We start from the raw sequence: 17,727 nt of genomic DNA, 5'->3' as shown, positions 1-17,727 counted from the left end.
AGTGTTTCACTTCCACTCAACGCGCCCCTTTACCGAACAACACCACTTGTATGGTTTCCAGCATGATGAGTAAATCGAGGAACAAACTGTTGTTCTTCACGTAGTAAAGGTCGTATTGCAGCTTTTGAATGGTGTCTTCTTTGGTCGCGGTGTAACCGTAACGCACTTGCGCCATGCCGGTAATGCCCGGTTTGATGCTATGACGCATGTTGTAAAAGGGGATTTCTTCGATCAACTTATCGACAAAAAACGGACGTTCAGGACGCGGACCAACAAAGCTCATATCGCCGCGAATCACGTTAAGAATTTGTGGCAACTCGTCGATACGCAGCAAGCGAATCACCTTGCCCACGCGCGTCACACGCTGATCATTGCTACTAGCCCATTGCGGCTTGCCGCTGGCTTCTGCATCAGTACGCATACTGCGAAATTTAAGTACGTTATACGTTTTACCGTTTAGCCCTACGCGCTCCTGCTTATAAAACACCGGCCCGAAGTCTTCCAACACGATCAACAGCGCAGTGACCACCATAATCCCTGCGGTGAGCACTAATAGAATCAAGCTAGCGATCAGATCGAAGCAGCGCTTAACCGCAGCACGCAAAAACGATTGGTTAAACCCTTCGCCAAACACCAGCCAACCTGGTTGCATGGTGTTGACGCGAATTTGGCAGGTTTCACGCTCGAAAAAAGCGGTCGCATCAATGACTTTAATTCCCGCCAATTTGCAGGCCAATAATTCTTGCAACGGGAACTGCTGCCCGCGCCGATTGCTGACTGCCACGATGACTTCGACCACTTTATTTTTTTGAAAAAAACTAGCGAGTCCGCCTTCACTAACTAAGATTTTGTCTTGCGGCACAGTCGATTCTTCGCCCTCCATTGGCACAAAGCCAACCACCGAATAACGGTTGTAGGAGGTACTGTTTAAGGCCAGTCGGTAGCATTCTTTGGCTAACTCGCCAGAACCCAGAAAAGCCACACGCGATTTGATCAAGGCTGAATCCGATGATTTGTAAATCAAGATGCGCGCAATAAAAATAAATACGGTCGCATTAATCATCATCAAAAACAAAATACCGCGGCCCATATACAGATCAGGAAACAAATAAAAACCTAAAATCAAGAGGATGAACGTTAGCAACAAGGCAGGCAGCAAGCGTAAAAACGTGCCGCGTAAATCCTTGTGAAAATTGATGTGGTACATCCCCAGCGCGCTCATGCTAAAAATTAAAATCACCGCGAAAATGACGGCGGTGAGAAAGAAATTATCGTGAGTTTGGATGTAGTGAATAAACTCCGGTGGAAAGCGCAAATACGCCGCGAGATAAACAGCCAGAATTGCGAACGAAGTCTCTAACAACAGAAAAAGCACCGTGAACTGTGGAACGTGATGATTGGCAATTCGCATAATCTAAAAATTTCCGCATTAAAAATGACCGCAGGTACATCTCAAGCCATCGAGAGCCTTCGGGTCCCGACGCATTTCATAGAAAATTTATTAAGTTTGTAAATTAATTGAACTAAAACCAGATTATTTCGTCACGGCGCGCATAGTGTAGTCGATAATTTGCATTTCAGAAACAAATTGCTAACAATTTGCGCCCGAAATTCCTCAACCGATTCGCTTTGTGTTGTATTGCCGCATTGATTTTTATTGCTGGTTTTTACGTTCAAAATTTGCTGCTGTAATGCACAACGACCAAGCCACTTTGCAACGATATTTTTTCCCTGAGCTGGTTTTGTCGCTATTCTCACGATTCAAATCGGCACACAATCCGCCGCACATTGACGATTTAAAAGTTGAGAATTTAACAAAAGCAAATTTTGTGCCAAATTGTTAAATTCAATAAAATCAATGAGTTAAAAATGACTTTTTAAATTAAATAAAAAAGTGTAAGAAAGTCCGACAGATTTGTCGGATTAGGCTACTCGACTGAGGTGGGTACAAAATTGAAGCGGCGGCTGATGTGGCAAACGACGCGTGATCTAGCAAACCTAGATCGAGGCGAACAAACCGAAGTTGAAATAAGGCCAGAAAATCTAGCGAGTGCAACATCACTGCGGCTTTGCAGCGACTGCTTCCCGTTTCGAGATAAAGGCTTTGTGGAATAAGTGGCGAACTAACAGTAAGGGCGGCATGCGCAACCAATTACCGCGTATGTAGAGTAAAAAATTAGCCAATTCTGAAAACTGATCTTGGCAACTAACATGATGCGGCAGCAATGCACGCTCGAATAATGGGTCCATCAACGCCAACAGCAGCGCATTCGGTCGCCCGACGTCGGCCTGCTGCATCACCTCGACCGGAATCGGCGTTTGGAAGAACAAACTAACGTACCGCAGGACATAAAACAAAGGCCGGGTCAATTCAAGCTCCACGGCACGCGGCACTAGTTGCATCCAGAATTGTGGCTGCTCGGAAAACTGGCGTAGCAAATTATGAATATCCGCCAAATCGCGGAAGCCATGCTCAAATTCGCCGTTGTAAAACAAATGCACTACGCTGTGCAGCACCATGTCGGTATTTGCCAAGGTGAACAAATGCGCGTGACCAGCGAGCGGCACAGCACTCCGTAACAGCTTATCGGAATCGGGTTGCAGACGGGCTGTGATCGGCAAAATCGCGTGGTGCACATCAATCATCGTGCCACGTTTGACGTGCGTCATCGGCGGCAACTCATGCATCCACACGCGGTAATAACGCTGATCGTACTCATCGTGATGGGATGAATGCCATCCGGCCATCATCAACGCTGATTCAACTTCGTCGATGTGTTCTTTGGCGACCAAAATATCGATGTCCGAAAAAATTCGTCCGGCAAAATTGGGCAACTGGGCCATGACATAAGCGGCACCTTTGAGTAGCACAATTTGAACGCCTGTGGACTCTAGCGCACGCCAAATCGCAGCCACTTCGTATTGCACCGAATTCCTGTGTCGCTCAGACAATTGCGCCGCCCAATTAAGATGACGCAAGGGTTGCGCGGGAATGGAATGCAATAGCCCGCGCGCGTCCATCAATTCATACAAACTGCTGGTCATATTAGCTTGGCGTAATTGACGCAATAACAAATCCCAGCGCCGTACATCCCAATCACACAGCACCGCTGGTTCGCGAAAAGCGCTGACAATGAGTGGAATGCCCATCATGCCGCCACCGCCAACGACAACTGATCGAACAGCACAATCGCCTGGTCCAATTCGCTATATTGAAAATCGTAGCTTTGGCACGATTGAATTAACTTGGCCAAGGCATGAAAGCCGTTTTGCCCTAACAATCCGTAATTAAACGCGTTCTCAGCCACCTGCATCATGGCGCGTGACGGTGCGACCGAAGTCAACGAGGTTGCTGAGCCAGCGACATATTTCGGGAAAATAATCCACGCAGGCGTAGCCACGTCATGCGCACGGGTGACACTTGAACTGGATGGTTTTAGATGGGCCACCGTGCCCTTGACCGTGTCATGCACCACTGGACTAAATACGGAATCGGGGGCGAACTGCTTGATAACGTCGATCGAATTATTCTTCAAGCTCACCGGGCGCGGGAGCGGCTCAATTAATCCATCGCTCAAGCGCACCAAGGTAATTTCGTCCGACAACAAGCGCCAACCGCGCATCATCAAACCAGCGCACAACGTGCTTTTACCTGATCCGGGTGGCGCAGCTAGGATCACCGCGCGCCCGTTTTTCTCTAACACCGCGGCGTGGATACTTAAATAGGTATGCGCGTGATTGGTCACACACCAATTCATGCCCCATTCCAACATCGGAAAAGCTTGATCGTAAGGGAGTGGGCTAAACGGCGAAACACCTTCAAAACCAAACAGCACTTGCGGCTTGAAGTAGCGCCGCCACGTCGATGGCTGGGAAATGGTCACATGAAAATCGGCAAAGCTGTCTTCAATAATCGGATACTCGGCATATAGCAATGCAAGCCCACGAGCAACAGCAGGAATAGACGACTTGATCTTGACCACAAAGCTGCCGGTTTGCAGCGACAGGCCGCGCTGCAGTTGGTGATTCAAATTCGATTGGGAAAGTTCGGCAAGCTTCAATCAGGCACACTCAACGAGTTCCATCGCCCGCAACTCGTCGAGCACATCGGCAACTGCTTGCAAGATGTCAGGCGAAGAGGTTTCCTGCCATTGGGCAGCGAGCGTAGCGGTGAGTTTGGCCAAGTTGGATGGGGCTTGATATAGCTGCTGCAAAATCTCGCCCGCAACGTAACCGAGCAGATGGGTATTGCCCGAAACGGGTTCATAGACGACGAATTCTTCACTCATTGGGAGCAAATGCACGCCGCTCACAATGTGAGTTGACCAAGTCTTATCAGAGTCCATTTCTCAACCCGATTTCTCAGAGGTAAATCAAAATTAGACTTGCGTATTCTGAAAATAATTAATGATTTGAGCGCTGCTCCAGGTGACATTGGCGGTCGGTCGGAAGATGCCGGTGGTCAGCCATTCGTTGCCCATAATGACGCACTGCGAAGTGGTCAAATAATCTTCAGTCCATCCCATTGCGGCATTTAAATAGGCTGCCACCAAATACGGACCTACACCATTTGCTGTCGAGCCTTGATGACCACGCTTGCCTTCGATCACTTCAGCGCACGACATGTTGTGATAGGCCGAGCTATGGGAGCATTGATGAAAGATCTGATTGAATTTGGTGTCTTTGTCGATCGGCCAGTGGCTTGCAGTGGCCCAATATTGTGGGCGACGGGCACGGCTTTCTTGATGCGCGCCATGACGACTTTGATTGACTGAGACAAAACCTGATGGAGAAATTGCTTCCGCTGCTAACGCAGAACGGCTTGCCAAAGTGACGATCACGCCCGAAGCTGCGATACCCGCTTTGGTAAAGCGACGCCGCCCGCTGTTGACACCAGATTGAACGCTCGCTTGCTGCACAGCGTTGGGCAACGCTGAAGTTTCGTCTTTGTTGGTAGGTTGTTCGGCCGACATTGGTTTATCCCTGAGACTTTAATCAAAGTGCGAATAGGTCATTACTGAAAAAGTTGGCTTGAATTAACGTAATAGCAATTCAAACATTTAACGCAATACCTAAGCAACAAATATTCCAGCTTAGCGAATTATTAAAATAATCAATATTTTCAATGCGTTAGCAAGTCTCGAAAATACCCTAGCACAAATCAATTAATTTACTATAATTAATATGTAAAAATTCTCGACACTCATCGCCCTACAATTCTAGCCGGCTAATTTAACACGTTTTACTTCTGGTTCAACCGACCAACTTAAGATTTTTTAATAATTCCAAGAAACATTGTCTGGCGCAATTGTTGTCTGGAATTAACAACAAACTCACAGCAACTAGTGATAAAAATCTAAATCCGCTTCAGACTAGCGCTCTGCAAAAGTCAACGCCAAAACGGATAACCAGATGAATTCACTAAACGACGTCAAAGATATATTAATTTCCACTTTGCAACTCGAAGAACGCGCCGCCACGCTCAATGAACACACTTTTTTACTGGGCAGCTTGGCTGAACTGGACTCGGTCACTGTGATTAACGTCATCGTGCAAATCGAAGAACATTACGGACTCAAGTTTGACGACTCAGAAATCAATGGCAACGTCTTTGCCACGCTGGGCAGCCTTGCAGCCACGGTTGACCAAAAACTAGCGCACACCAATAAATGAAGGTAGCAAGCTTGGGCGCCGACACCGTTAGGCCTTTTCCCATCCCGTTTTTTCTTGCGCTTGAATCCGGTCAACGTTTCTGCTTGTATCACCCTGCAGCCTCAACCCGTTCGTCCTCGGATTGCGTTTTGCACATTCATGCGTTTGCAGAAGAAATGAATAAATGCCGCCGTAGCGCTGCACTCTTGGCTAGAAAGTTGGCTAACGAAGGAATTGCCGTATTGCAAATTGATTTATTGGGTTGCGGCGATAGCAGCGGCGAATTTGCCGACGCGGATTGGACAATCTGGCAGCAAGATTTGCTGGCCGCAATGCAGTACCTGCGCCAACGCCACGAAGGCAAACTCCACTTGTGGGCTGATCGCCTCGGCACATTGCTCGCAGCAGAACTAATTACCACGCACAACGCGCAAATCGATCAAATTTTGCTCTCCCAACCGGTTTTTGACGGCGACCAGTATATTCATCAGTTGCAGCGCAGCTTAGTTGCCCGCGCCATGCTTAACCCGCAAGGCAGCGATGCGGCGCTAGTCACAAAATTGCATACAGAAATCGCGGGCTACGAGCTGTCGGACGCCTTAATTCACGCCATTCGCAATCTATCAATTAGCAACAACGCACTAGCAGCTAGGCAAATTCATTGGATCGAGATCGTCAAACAATTACCAGCAACTCTGCCACCGGCCCGACAAAAGGTATTCGATCAATGGCGTGAAATCGGCAATCCGATACAACTACATTGCGTCCAAGGAGAACCGTTTTGGCAAACTCCGGAGGTGTGCACATCCGAGACGTGGCTTGCCGCATGCGCTGCTGTTTTTACGGATCAAGCTTGAGCGCGCCGACCGAAACAGCCGTGAGCTTTGTTTGCCAGGACGAACGTCTGACTGGCATCCTTCACCGCCCCGCCCAACCTGCCGCCGTCGGCGTTGTCATTGTGGTCGGCGGCCCGCAATATCGGATTGGCAGCCATCGCCAGTTTGTTTTGCTGGCGCGCCACTTAGCCCAACACGGCGTGGCCGTATTGCGCTTTGATTACCGCGGAATGGGTGACGCAAGCGGCGAACAACGTGATTTTGAACAGGTGAGCGACGATATTCGTTGCGCGGTTGATCTATTGATGACCGAACAACCGACGGTTAAGGAATGTATTCTGTGGGGCTTGTGCGACGGAGCCAGCGCGGCGACGTTTTACGCGCAACATGATAGTCGTGTCACGGGACTGGTTTTATTAAATCCATGGGTGCGAACGACCCAGACGCAAGCACAAACACATTTAAAACATTATTACCGCCAGCGATTGATGGACGCCGAATTTTGGCGCAAGCTATTTAATAATCGCTTGCAACTAGCGGCGGTTACACGCTCGCTGATCGAGCAATGCAAGCAAGCATTCAAAAAACCAACCGCAGGCCCACAATTGCCCGAGCGTGTATTAGATTCGCTGCAACTGTTTTCCGGAAATGTATTAATCATTTTGAGCGGCAACGATTTGACGGCAAAAGAGTTCATCGTTGTAGCCGATAGCTCCGATCAATGGCGTGCGCTCCTGAAGCAAGCGCGCGTTTGCCAAAAGGTACTGCCGCTGGCCGATCACACGTTTTCCAGCAAAGTATGGCGCGATCAAGTTGCAGGCTGGACTTCGGAATGGATATGTCTAAAAAAGATTAAGTAAATCCGCGTGCCAGACTAACAGTGAGCTCCGTATTGAATTGGATGCAATAGCGTCTGAATGCATCGCTACTGAACTAGTCGGCGCGCACCAGTGCATCGCTAAAGTCGATTTGCACAATTAAAACTGTCACTGCGTGGGCTTCACTGGTTGCTTGCTATTGAGTGACCACCCCACTCGGTATTGAGGATGCCTTTTACGTTCCTGTTCAATGTACCGTTGAAGGCCAAACTAGCACTGTCTAGACTGAATGTGCTGGTATACATTGCGCAGCGCCAACTACCCATATTCAGCGATTAATTCTACCTAGAATTGATTGTTGCTTCTGTTTAAGCAGATTTGATGAATACACCACTAGCAATGATCAGCCAGCCCGAAGGCGCGTGTATTTGGTAGGCATTCATAGGCACTTCCCTATCAATTTTGGCTCGAACCACATAAAACCATTATTCGCGCGCAATCCTATTCGCAATACTCCACCGATGTGTCTCAGACGGCCCGTCATAGATTTGAAATGCGCGCATATCGCGAAAAATTCGCGCTACGATGGTTTCGTCGGATACGCCGCTAGCTCCTAAAATTTGCACTGAACGATCTACCGTGCGCCATTGGGCTTCGGAGCAAAGCACCTTAGCGAGACTGGATTCGTGACGGCCTTGTTCGCCTTGATCTAACAGCCAGGCGCAATGCCAGATGACTAGGCGGGCGCTATGCAGATCGATTTGGTTATCGGCCAATTTAAAGCCAACGCCTTCGTGTTCAATCAGTGGCTTACCGAAACCGTATCGGGTGCGAGCGTAGTCTGCGGCAGTATCATGCGCGCGTCTTGCCGCGCCTTGCCAGCGCATGCAGTGGGTTAAGCGGGCTGGTGCTAAACGCACTTGGGCGTAGCGAAATCCCTCACCAACTTGGCCCAAAACATCAGTTGCGGGAACACGCAGATTATCCAGTTTGACCACGCAATGACCACCTACAAAACAGGTGTCGAGCGTATCGATTTGGCGTTCAATATTAAATCCCGCCTGATCGGTGTCGACTAAAAACATAGTGGCGGTGCCATCTTCCATACGCGCCATAATAATGGCACAGGAAGCACCGCTGGCACCGGTGATAAACCATTTGGTGCCATTGATCAGGTAGTCATCGCCAGCGCGCACCGCAGTGGTTCGCAACATTCCAGGATCAGATCCTGATCCCGGTGCAGGTTCGGTCATGCAAAAGCAAGAGCGGATAAATCCCAAAACTAGTGGGCGAAGCCAACGCTCTTTTTGCGCCTCGGTTGCCACGACTTCTAACAAATGAATATTGCCTTCATCCGGAGCATGGATGTTTAACGCGACCGGCCCGAGTGGGGAATATCCGGCTTCCTCAAATACGATGGCTTTAGCTAAGTGCGATAAGCCAAGTCCGCCGAATTCCTTATTAGCGTGCGGCGTGAGCAATTGGTGCTTGCGGGCTTTATCCACAAGCATTTCACGCAATCCTTCACTGGGCCCATGTGAACTCAAACGCGAGTCATGTTCGAATGGGATAACTTCTTCGCTAATAAAGCGACGAGTGCGTTCCTGTAAATCGCGTAATTCGGGAGAAAGGCTAAAATTCATATTGACCAAGTGAGAGTTGAACAAAGTTGCTATGGCTTTGCGTTGCCCTGAACGGCAGATTGGGTAATCCAATCTCAATCCAAAGTCGGCGATGCATACACGCAGCTGCGGCGCCGCACTTAAATTGATGAGCATCTATGATAAGCACCGACTTGACACATCGCATCGTCGATTAGGACGAATTAGGCTTGCTAGTGCGCCAATTTAGTCGCTCCAGATCACTAAAAGTGTAGGTAATTGTCTAGAAAATCCCAACGTCATTTCTGTCTAAAACGACGATCTAATAAAAATCCAATTAGCATGTAATAAGGGCCAATCAATCGGAGGCCTTTTATGACAGATCTAAACGCACTATTTCAACTTGAAGGTAAAAAAGCACTCATCACTGGTGCATCAAGCGGCTTGGGTGAGCACTTTGCACAAGTAATGGCGCAGCATGGCGTCCATGTAGTGCTAGCGGCACGTAACGTTTTCAAGTTGCACCAACTGGTTGAACACATCCGCAGCAACGGTGGACGTGCTCATGCAATTTCACTCGACATTACCAGCAGCGCCAGCGTACTCGAGTGCTTTGATCAGATTGATCAACTCGTTGGCACTGTAGATGTGTTGGTCAATAATGCTGGCCTTTCCAACACCAAGCCTGCGGTGCAACAAACGGAAGACGAATGGGATGCGATATTGCAAACCAACTTAAAGGGCACCTGGCTAATGGCGACCGAAGCAGCAAGACGTATGATCGCTGCAAATCGTCCAGGCAGCATCGTCAATATTGCTTCAATTTTGGGCCAAAGGGTGAGTGGCCATGTCGCGCCCTACTCCATCTCCAAAGCGGGCGTATTACAAGCCACAAAAGCACTAGCGCTCGAATTGGCGCGCTATGGGATTCGAGTCAACGCGCTCATGCCGGGTTACGTCGCTACCAATCTCAATCAAGACTTCCTCAACAGCGACGCAGGAGAAAAGCTGCGCGCTCGCATTCCAAGCAAGCGGTTTGGCGCAGCTGGCGATCTCGATGGCCCACTATTACTGCTTGCCTCCGAAGCAGGACGTCATATAACCGGCGCTTGTCTAGCCGTCGATGGCGGGCATCTAGTTAGCGCCCTTTAAGCAAGCCAATTGCGATTAAAATTTTGGGCAAAAAAAAGCGACAGCAAAAATCCGGCTTCTTGCCATCGCCAAACTAGGAAATTTATCTGAACGACATTTTTTAAATTAAGCTCACCGATGATTCCGGCAAGTGAGATGTATTGTTAAAACTAAGTAAGCTGCGACGCGTCGGCGAGAACACGATTTCGGTCCTTGAGCAATTTCGAATTACCGCCATAACGTCGGCCAATTGATCGTCACGCAAATTCAAAATCTGGCATACGCACGCGGCAATTACGCCTGCGGAGGTGACTGCAAGAATACGCGTGTGCGAAGGTTGATTAACAATTACTGACAACATCCAACCAGAGACTACAGTCACAAACTCAGTATTAGAGGGCGTTCCTAGCAAAACCACTCTACCGCGCGCCCATAAGTTGATCACTGATTCATACTGACGCATGCGTTGTTTAGCGACCGTTTTAGCCGATGACTGAGACGCGATACGTCCCCCTGCCAATTGTGCTTGGCGAGAAAAAATTTCTGCAGCACCAAAAATCTGATACGGCTCTGCAAATTCATCCAGGGCAGACTCTATCTCTAGCCCACTACTTAGGCTCAAACGTGACGAGACAACAGCAGCCGTTTGTTGATGCCGACGACGTGGACCATGAAGAATTTGATCAAATACAAGCTCACGATCCGCAAAAAATTGCGCGCTCGCTTGGGCTTGCTTGATTCCTAGTGGCGATAATTGATCGTAGTCATCCGCATCAAACGAGGCTTGGCCGTGACGCAATAAAGTCAGGACACTCATTTTGATTACGCCAATTTACGCTCGCCTAAGCCAAGGCTGCGACCAATGATTTCTTTCATGATTTCGCTGGTTCCACCAAAAATTCGCGACACTCGCCCATCGGTGTACATGCGACTGATCTGGTATTCTTCCATAAAGCCGGCACCCCCATGCAATTGCACACATTTGTCGAGCACCACACCTTGTAATTCAGTCGCCACCAATTTAGCTTCAGCTGCCACATCGGCAGTGAGCTTAGCGTCATTACCCAACATCACGCATTGATCAATAAAACATTGAACGGCATCAATTTGGGAACGCATCTCGGCCAACTGAAAGCGCGTATTTTGTAGCGTTCCAATCGGCCTACCAAAGGCTGTACGTTGCTGAACGAATTCCAACGTTAGGTCGAATGCAATTTGAGCCTCTGCAATTGCAGCAATCGCAATCTGCAAACGTTCCAAACCAAGAAAATCCGTCAAATAAGAAAAGCCTTTGGTTGGATCACCTAGCACATTTTCCTTGGGAACTTTCAACTGATCAAAAAATAGTTCCGAGGTGTCTTGCGCGTGCAATCCCATTTTTTTGAGCTTGCGCCCTCGTTCAAAGCCCTGCATGCCAGCTTCGATGATGAATAAACCGATACCATAAGGTTGATCTGGAACGGTGCGCGCTGCGACGACCACCACATCGGATTGGATTCCGTTAGAAATATATGTCTTCGAACCATTCAATAACCAATGATCGCCGTTGTCTTCGGCACGCGTACGCATACCAGCCAGATCGCTGCCAGCACCGGGCTCGGTCATGGCGATTGCTAAAATAGATTCACCCGTTGCAGCCGGAATTAAGTATTTTTTACGCTGCTCGGCGCTGCCTAATTGATTAATGTAGGGCGCCACTACCATCGAGTGCAAATTGAGATACAAAGAACTATCGCCAAAACGCGCATTTTCTTCGATCAAAATCTGCTCATAACGCAGATCATGCAATTCCAATCCACCCAACTCTTCATCGGCCCACATGAGCAAATAGCCTTGCTTACCAGCTTTGCGATACGCGTCGCGGTCACAGTATCCTTGCTCGCGCCAACGTCGCGCATTTGGCCCGATTTCATGTTGAAAAAATTTACGTGCCGAATCGCGAAATAATTCGTGATCCGAATCAAATATTGTCCGTGGTAATGCCATCGTATTTCCCCTATTTATGGTCGACTAGAGCAAGCGTCTTTGAAATTTTCACCCAATCCGGTTACAGGACATTATGCTAATCAAACCGAACTATGCTTAATGCCGCTATGGCTGACTGTGTCATTTGGATTGGCGTTGAATCAGTTCAACTGCGCGCCGCGCAAAGGCTATACTCTGCGCGCCCACTTCAGCGGCATTGTCGGATGATGCGATGCCAGCGCGGGCTCGGGCGGCTATACCTTCCAATATGACCGCAAAACGGAACATGGAAAACACCAAGTGAAAAATAGCGATACCTTGCCGGCGTCCGCTATGCGCCAAGTAGTGATCTAAGTAGTCATCTAGCGTTGGGATTCCTAACTCGACTAAATTTAAACCACGAATTCCATCAAATTCATTTGGCCGCATATGCCATGCCAAGCAGCTATAGGCAACATCGGCCAAGGGATGCCCTAAGGTAGAAAGTTCCCAATCTAGCACCGCAATCACGCGCGGCTCGGTCGGGTGAAACATTAAATTCCCCAGCCGAAAATCACCGTGATTAATACTTGTCTCGTCGCCTTCCGGAATATGTTTTGGCAGCCAATCAATTAAGCGATTGATGTCTTCATTGTCGCTGGTGCGGGACATTTGCCACTGACGTGTCCAACGCGAAATTTGTCGTGAAAAATATTCTCCCGGACGGCCAAAGCCCGCCAAACCAACGCTTGCCCAATCAACCTGATGCAATTGCGCCATCGTTTCTGCCATCGCCAAATAGATGGCGCGACGTTCTTCTTTGGGCAGTTCCGATAAGGCATATTTAGGAAAAACGCGTCCATTGAGCCGTTCCATGAGATAAAACGGCGTACCGATAATGCTTGTATCCTCGCAGTACAACAGCGTCTTAGGGACCGGAACCGCGCTCTTAGCTAAGGCATTTATGATCCGATATTCACGATCAATGGCATGTGCTGATGGCAGCAAATTAGCGCCCCTCGGTTGCTTACGAAGAACCACCGAACGGTTGTCGTAACTGACAAAAAAAGTCGGATTAGATTGACCGCCACCAATGCGTTCTAGTTGCATATTGCCCTGCAAATCAAGCAGCGCCTGTTTTAAGAAGCGATCTAAATGCCCGACCTCAAAGCCAGGATCAACATCCTGCACCACCGGCTTAGCGGGCGTTGTAGGGACAGGCGCATTCGTCATAGGGTATTTTTTAAAAGTTGATGAATAATGAATTTGATCGGTGAACCTAAACTCCAAAACTTCAAGCGCCAACGGGGCGAAACCTTATACTAAGAAAACACCGGTACACGTTTTTCTATAAAGGCTTGCACCCCCTGCGCGAACGATGGTAAATCGATTAATTCGCGTTGCCGCCCGCGCTCGTAATCGAGTTGCTTTGCTAGATTATTTTTGTCCGCCGCATCAAAAGCTCGGCGCGCCTCGATAACCCCGTGAACTGGCAAGGCGCCCAACTGATGCGCAATCGAGCGCGCTTTAGTCATCAGATCAGCATCGTCCACACACAGCCAAACCATACCCCACTGCGCGGCCTGCTCTGCCGGCAGGCGATGGCCTAACAAGGTGATCGCGGTAGCTCGAGCACGCCCAATTAAACGCGACAAGAACCAAGTAGATCCAAGGTCGGGGACTATCCCTAACCGTGGAATCGACGATAAGTAAAAATACGATGATCGCGCGGCCACAACGATATCAGCAGCTAACGCCAAACCAACACCGCCGCCGACAGCCGCGCCATTTAGTGCGCATACCACTGGAATGGGAAACTCGTGCAGTTCAAGAATCAGTGGATCGGACGTCATCAACATTGAATCGGCAATTTGATTGCCTAGACTACGCCCTTGGGGATCATCAGCGGCTGACTTTGCACTCAGATTAAAACCCGAACAAAATGCTTTACCACTGCCAGTAAGTATGACCGCGCGCACGGATTTTTTATTACGAATATCGGCTAACGCAGCGCGTAACTGGCACAGCGTGTCGGACGACAACGGATTGAGCTTAGTCGGGTTGTTCAAGATAACGATGGCAATATCGTCTTCATACTCACATAATACATTCATGGTAGTCATTTCATTCTCCTCATTCGATATTGCGCAAGTGGGTTAATTGCAAAGACCGTACTTCAAAGCCGCTCAATAATCGTCACGTTGGCTAGACCACCGCCTTCACACATGGTCTGCAAGCCGTATCGCTTGTTACGTTGTTTGAGAGCATAAATTAATGTCGTCATTAATTTAGTACCCGATGCGCCCAATGGGTGGCCTAATGAAATTGCTCCACCATGCACATTTAAGCGTTCTGGATCAGCGCCGGTGGCTTGCAACCATGCAAGCGGAACCGAGGCGAAGGCTTCGTTGACTTCAAACAAATCGATATCATTAATCGTTAATCCAGTCTTTCTTAGGGCTTGCTTGGTCGCTGGAATTGGAGCTTCCAACATAATGACTGGATCGTGACCAATCACCGACATATGGTGAATACGCGCTAACGGTTCTATGCCGAGCGCCTTTAGGCCTCGTTCGTTGACCACCATCACACCGGACGCGCCATCGCACATTTGGCTCGCGTTAGCAGCGCTGATACAACCACCTTGTTGGATTAACTTAACGCCACGGATACCTTCTAAAGTTCCATCAAAGCGAATTCCTTCATCAACTAAATGCAGTTGACCAGTTGGCCCGTCAACGGTGCGCACTTCGACCGCAATCGTCTCTTGGTTGAAAAAGCCACTTTGGGCTGCGGCGCCGGCGCGTTGGTGACTCAGGAACGCAAACTCATCGAGCTGGTCTTTAGAGAGTCCATAATTTTTAGCAATCATTTCCGCGCCAGTGAATTGACTAAATTCCACACCCGGATAACGTTGTTGCAGACTTGGACTGACGTAATAGCCAAAGCCATTTTTGTACGGCAGTTGATTTGGCAAGCCCATGGGCACGCGAGTCATGCTTTCAACACCGGCGGCAATAACGACATCCATCGTGCCCGACATCACGGCCTGCGCCGCGAAATGCAGAGCTTGTTGGGACGAACCGCATTGACGATCGACTGAAGTTCCTGGAACGGACTCCGGTAATTTAGATGCAAGAATAGCATTGCGTGCGATGTTACTCGCTTGCTCACCAACCTGACTAACGCATCCCATGATCACATCGTCAATTGTGGCCGGATCAATCTTGGTACGATCAACCAAGGCGTTTAAAATCTGCGCTCCCAAATCAGCTGGATGCCAACCTGATAAACGTCCACCTTTGCGTCCACCGGCAGTGCGCGCTGCGGCGACAATGTATGCTCCAGCCATTTTATTTTCCTTTCAATTCTTTGGATTTATTCTATTTTTATCGAACTCGTATCCTATCGTGCTCGGAATTCAATACACCAGTTTTGGCCTAAAACACGCCACCAAATTCTAGTTTCATGTGGTCATTCAAAAAATAGCGACTTAACTTTGGTAATAGCTCTGCGATTTGATTACCATTTTGCGCATACCCGAGGGGGCCTGATACGACGGACCCAAATACGCATACTTATCGCACATAGCAACAACCCTAGCCAAGCCAAGCCAGCTTGCATATTTCAGCGGACCACCTAAATATTGCGGAAAGCCCACGCCCAATTGCATCGCCATATCTAACTCGGCTGGGGTAGCTACGACGCCATCCTCCAAAGCTTGTGCAGCTTCGATAATCATCGGTAGCATCATACGCTCAACGATTTCATTTTCGCTAAACTCGCGCAATCCATTCGGCTGAATTGTCGCTAGCAACACTGCGGTTTCGGGAGAGACCGATTTTTTTGGCTTACCATTAGGATCGAGTTCGTACTGATAGAAACCTTTGCCGGCCTTTTGTCCTAAGCGACCATGCTGCACCATCAACTTCACTGCATTATTGACCAATGGCGTCATACGTTGAGGATAACCAGCAGAGATCATGTCACTTACATGACTGCCCGTATCCATGCCCACCACGTCTTGCAAATAAGCAGGTCCCATCGGCCAACCAAACTGCTCCATCACGCGGTCAACTTGTAGAAAATCTGCGCCATCGGCCACCAGCTTTAAAAAGCCGTTCACATAGGGTGTTAGGATTCGGTTCACCAAAAAGCCTGGACAATCCTTCACCACAATCGGCGTCTTGCCCATTGCCAGTACATAGCCGACCGCAGTTGAAACCGTGCTATTGCTGGTTCGAGATCCTTTGATCACTTCAACCAAAGCCATAACCGGAACCGGATTAAAGAAATGCATCCCGACAAAATTTTCTGGGCGCTCCATTACGGCGGCCAGATCGTCGATACGCAGACTAGACGTATTGGACGCAATCACTACATCGTCACGCACTGCTTTCTCTACTTCGAGTAACACACTCCGTTTGACATGGATATTTTCAACGACCGCTTCTATCACCACATCGACAGTTCTGAAATTGGCATAGTCAAGTTGCGGCGTAATTGTTGATAGGATATGGTCCGATTTTTCTTGCGCAAGGCGACCAGCTTTAACCTGCTTTGTAAGTTGCTTGCGCGCTTCAGAAGCACCCAAATCCAGTTGAGATTGCACTACATCTTTCAGTAATACCGGCGTGCCGCGCAAGGCACTGGCGTAGGCAATTCCACCGCCCATAATTCCCGCGCCCAGCACCGCTCCATGCTGTAGAGCGCGCGCATCTCTCTGGTGCCGTTGAAACATTTTTTTTAACGCTTGCTCGTTATGGTAGGTCTGAATCATCGAGCCAGCAGCTTGGGTTTTGGCGATCCTAGCAAACGCATCGCATTCCAGCAATTGTGCACCCGCACGATCTCTAACCGAGGCCAGCTCCATCGTCTCGATGGCAGCTAGGGCCGCCGGTTGATGCTTGGCCGTATTGCCCGCAAGCTTGAGCTTGGCGGGCGCAAAAATCGTACTGATTTCATTTATCGGTAACGCCAGTGGCTTCAATTTACGCTGTTGACGTTCGCGCCAGTTAATCTGACCGCTTGCTGCTTGCTCAAGTAATGCCAAGGCCTTCTCGCGCAGCGCTTCAGGCGTGCAAATTTCATCGACTACACCAGCCGCCTTGGCCGCCTCTGCCTTATTTAGCTTACCACTCGCGATCCAATCAATCGCTACCGCTGGTCCAGCGACTCGTGGCATACGCACCGTTCCACCAAAGCCTGGGAAGAGTCCCAATTTAACTTCCGGCAACCCAATTTGTGCTGTGCTGGACATCACGCGCAACGATGCTGACAAAGCCATCTCTAGTCCACCACCTAATGCCAATCCATTAATCGCCACCACGGTCGGTACATGCAGATCTTCAAAAGCTATAAATACGTCATTGGAACGCTTAATCTTGGCAGATAAATTATGCACATTGAGCCTGAACATTTCGGCAAATTCATTAATATCCGCGCCCACGATAAATGTTTCTTTAGCACTCGTAACGATCACGCCGCGCGCATCTTGTGCTGTTGAAATGAAAGTGATTGCCTCACGAAGCTCGTCCACTGTGCGCCGATCTAACTTGTTGATGGCAACACCAATCCGATCAAAGCAAAGCTCAATAAAACCATTATCCAGCGCAAAGACCTGTATCGTTGTACCCTTGAACACCTATGTGCCTCCTTGGATTTTTAAATAATTTTTGGCAGCAAATTTCCCCGACGATCAATGCTGTGATAAGCAACGATCATTGTTTAAAGTTTAGCCCGAGT

Annotated in this window: 16 protein-coding genes; 4 read left to right on the top strand and 12 right to left on the bottom strand. The window is 48.9% G+C overall.

Going from position 1 to position 17,727, the window contains the following annotated elements:
• Positions 1-16 precede the first annotated feature (16 nt).
• From E2I14_RS12020 to E2I14_RS12000, 5 genes are all read right to left on the bottom strand, one after another.
• Positions 17-1,411: a TIGR03013 family XrtA/PEP-CTERM system glycosyltransferase gene (locus tag E2I14_RS12020; RefSeq protein WP_227544719.1), complete on the bottom strand. Its 1,395-nt coding sequence runs from the start codon at positions 1,409-1,411 to the stop codon at positions 17-19.
• A 647-nt stretch (positions 1,412-2,058) separates the two neighbouring features.
• Positions 2,059-3,153, bottom strand: a complete 1,095-nt coding sequence (locus E2I14_RS12015; protein ID WP_206105632.1) for a nucleotidyltransferase domain-containing protein — start codon at positions 3,151-3,153, stop codon at positions 2,059-2,061.
• Complete coding sequence (locus E2I14_RS12010) at positions 3,150-4,031, bottom strand: HprK-related kinase A (RefSeq protein WP_227544718.1); 882 nt, start codon at positions 4,029-4,031, stop codon at positions 3,150-3,152. Before E2I14_RS12010 ends, E2I14_RS12015 begins: the two co-directional genes overlap by 4 nt.
• 30 nt (positions 4,032-4,061) lie before the next feature.
• Positions 4,062-4,346 carry an HPr-rel-A system PqqD family peptide chaperone gene (locus E2I14_RS12005; protein WP_133328774.1) on the bottom strand — a complete coding sequence of 95 codons (285 nt, stop codon included), beginning with the start codon at positions 4,344-4,346 and terminating at the stop codon, positions 4,062-4,064.
• Positions 4,347-4,379: 33 nt separating this feature from the next.
• Positions 4,380-4,973, bottom strand: coding sequence for a hypothetical protein (locus E2I14_RS12000; RefSeq protein WP_133328772.1), 594 nt, complete (start codon positions 4,971-4,973; stop codon positions 4,380-4,382).
• 439 nt (positions 4,974-5,412) lie between these two features.
• Here E2I14_RS12000 and E2I14_RS11995 point away from each other — a divergent pair, with 439 nt between their 5' ends.
• The 3 genes from E2I14_RS11995 to E2I14_RS11985 are packed head-to-tail and all read left to right on the top strand — an operon-like array spanning position 5,413 to position 7,348.
• Positions 5,413-5,673 (top strand): acyl carrier protein, encoded by a 261-nt coding sequence (locus E2I14_RS11995; protein WP_133328770.1) that lies wholly within the window; start codon positions 5,413-5,415, stop codon positions 5,671-5,673.
• Complete coding sequence (locus E2I14_RS11990; protein ID WP_133328768.1) at positions 5,670-6,509, top strand: hydrolase 2, exosortase A system-associated; 840 nt, start codon at positions 5,670-5,672, stop codon at positions 6,507-6,509. Before E2I14_RS11995 ends, E2I14_RS11990 begins: the two co-directional genes overlap by 4 nt.
• Positions 6,434-7,348, top strand: a complete 915-nt coding sequence (locus E2I14_RS11985) for a hydrolase 1, exosortase A system-associated (RefSeq protein WP_227544717.1) — start codon at positions 6,434-6,436, stop codon at positions 7,346-7,348. The genes E2I14_RS11990 and E2I14_RS11985 overlap by 76 nt, the downstream gene beginning before the upstream one ends.
• A gap of 443 nt (positions 7,349-7,791) precedes the next feature.
• On the opposite strand, the gene E2I14_RS11980 is transcribed toward E2I14_RS11985, so the two are convergent.
• Positions 7,792-8,949: an acyl-CoA dehydrogenase family protein gene (locus E2I14_RS11980; protein ID WP_133328927.1), complete on the bottom strand. Its 1,158-nt coding sequence runs from the start codon at positions 8,947-8,949 to the stop codon at positions 7,792-7,794.
• Positions 8,950-9,282: 333 nt separating this feature from the next.
• Between E2I14_RS11980 and E2I14_RS11975 the strand changes: the two genes are divergently transcribed.
• Positions 9,283-10,059, top strand: coding sequence for an SDR family NAD(P)-dependent oxidoreductase (locus tag E2I14_RS11975; RefSeq protein WP_133328766.1), 777 nt, complete (start codon positions 9,283-9,285; stop codon positions 10,057-10,059).
• Between the two features lie 100 nt (positions 10,060-10,159).
• On the opposite strand, the gene E2I14_RS11970 is transcribed toward E2I14_RS11975, so the two are convergent.
• The 6 genes from E2I14_RS11970 to fadB form a co-directional block, all read right to left on the bottom strand.
• Positions 10,160-10,855 carry a histidine phosphatase family protein gene (locus tag E2I14_RS11970; protein ID WP_133328764.1) on the bottom strand — a complete coding sequence of 232 codons (696 nt, stop codon included), beginning with the start codon at positions 10,853-10,855 and terminating at the stop codon, positions 10,160-10,162.
• Between the two features lie 5 nt (positions 10,856-10,860).
• On the bottom strand, positions 10,861-12,024 hold the full coding sequence (locus E2I14_RS11965; RefSeq protein WP_133328762.1) for an acyl-CoA dehydrogenase family protein: 1,164 nt from the start codon (positions 12,022-12,024) through the stop codon (positions 10,861-10,863).
• A gap of 120 nt (positions 12,025-12,144) precedes the next feature.
• Positions 12,145-13,215 (bottom strand): phosphotransferase family protein, encoded by a 1,071-nt coding sequence (locus E2I14_RS11960; protein ID WP_133328760.1) that lies wholly within the window; start codon positions 13,213-13,215, stop codon positions 12,145-12,147.
• 89 nt (positions 13,216-13,304) lie between these two features.
• Positions 13,305-14,105 carry an enoyl-CoA hydratase-related protein gene (locus E2I14_RS11955; RefSeq protein WP_227544716.1) on the bottom strand — a complete coding sequence of 267 codons (801 nt, stop codon included), beginning with the start codon at positions 14,103-14,105 and terminating at the stop codon, positions 13,305-13,307.
• Between the two features lie 53 nt (positions 14,106-14,158).
• A complete protein-coding gene (locus E2I14_RS11950; RefSeq protein WP_133328758.1) occupies positions 14,159-15,334 on the bottom strand; it encodes an acetyl-CoA C-acetyltransferase in 1,176 nt (391 codons plus the stop codon).
• Between the two features lie 141 nt (positions 15,335-15,475).
• Positions 15,476-17,626, bottom strand: coding sequence for a fatty acid oxidation complex subunit alpha FadB (gene fadB, locus E2I14_RS11945; RefSeq protein WP_133328756.1), 2,151 nt, complete (start codon positions 17,624-17,626; stop codon positions 15,476-15,478).
• Positions 17,627-17,727 lie beyond the last annotated feature (101 nt).

The sequence above is a fragment of the Sapientia aquatica genome (genome assembly GCF_004358105.1).
Taxonomy (GTDB): Bacteria; Pseudomonadota; Gammaproteobacteria; order Burkholderiales; family Burkholderiaceae_D; genus Solimicrobium; species Solimicrobium aquaticum.
The sequence above is the reverse complement of the archived record's forward strand: the minus strand, read 5'-3'. Positions and strand labels throughout refer to the sequence as shown.

Bases quoted from the DNA above. Each gene is read 5' to 3' on its own strand.
- E2I14_RS12020 (WP_227544719.1), bottom strand. From the start codon at position 1,411: ATGCGAATTGCCAATCATCACGTTCCACAGTTCACGGTGCTTTTTCTG.
- E2I14_RS12015 (WP_206105632.1), bottom strand. From the start codon at position 3,153: ATGATGGGCATTCCACTCATTGTCAGCGCTTTTCGCGAACCAGCGGTG.
- E2I14_RS12005 (WP_133328774.1), bottom strand. From the start codon at position 4,346: ATGGACTCTGATAAGACTTGGTCAACTCACATTGTGAGCGGCGTGCAT.
- E2I14_RS12000 (WP_133328772.1), bottom strand. From the start codon at position 4,973: ATGTCGGCCGAACAACCTACCAACAAAGACGAAACTTCAGCGTTGCCC.
- E2I14_RS11995 (WP_133328770.1), top strand. From the start codon at position 5,413: ATGAATTCACTAAACGACGTCAAAGATATATTAATTTCCACTTTGCAA.
- E2I14_RS11990 (WP_133328768.1), top strand. From the start codon at position 5,670: ATGAAGGTAGCAAGCTTGGGCGCCGACACCGTTAGGCCTTTTCCCATC.
- E2I14_RS11980 (WP_133328927.1), bottom strand. From the start codon at position 8,949: ATGAATTTTAGCCTTTCTCCCGAATTACGCGATTTACAGGAACGCACT.
- E2I14_RS11975 (WP_133328766.1), top strand. From the start codon at position 9,283: ATGACAGATCTAAACGCACTATTTCAACTTGAAGGTAAAAAAGCACTC.
- E2I14_RS11970 (WP_133328764.1), bottom strand. From the start codon at position 10,855: ATGAGTGTCCTGACTTTATTGCGTCACGGCCAAGCCTCGTTTGATGCG.
- E2I14_RS11965 (WP_133328762.1), bottom strand. From the start codon at position 12,024: ATGGCATTACCACGGACAATATTTGATTCGGATCACGAATTATTTCGC.
- E2I14_RS11960 (WP_133328760.1), bottom strand. From the start codon at position 13,215: ATGACGAATGCGCCTGTCCCTACAACGCCCGCTAAGCCGGTGGTGCAG.
- E2I14_RS11955 (WP_227544716.1), bottom strand. From the start codon at position 14,105: ATGACTACCATGAATGTATTATGTGAGTATGAAGACGATATTGCCATC.
- E2I14_RS11950 (WP_133328758.1), bottom strand. From the start codon at position 15,334: ATGGCTGGAGCATACATTGTCGCCGCAGCGCGCACTGCCGGTGGACGC.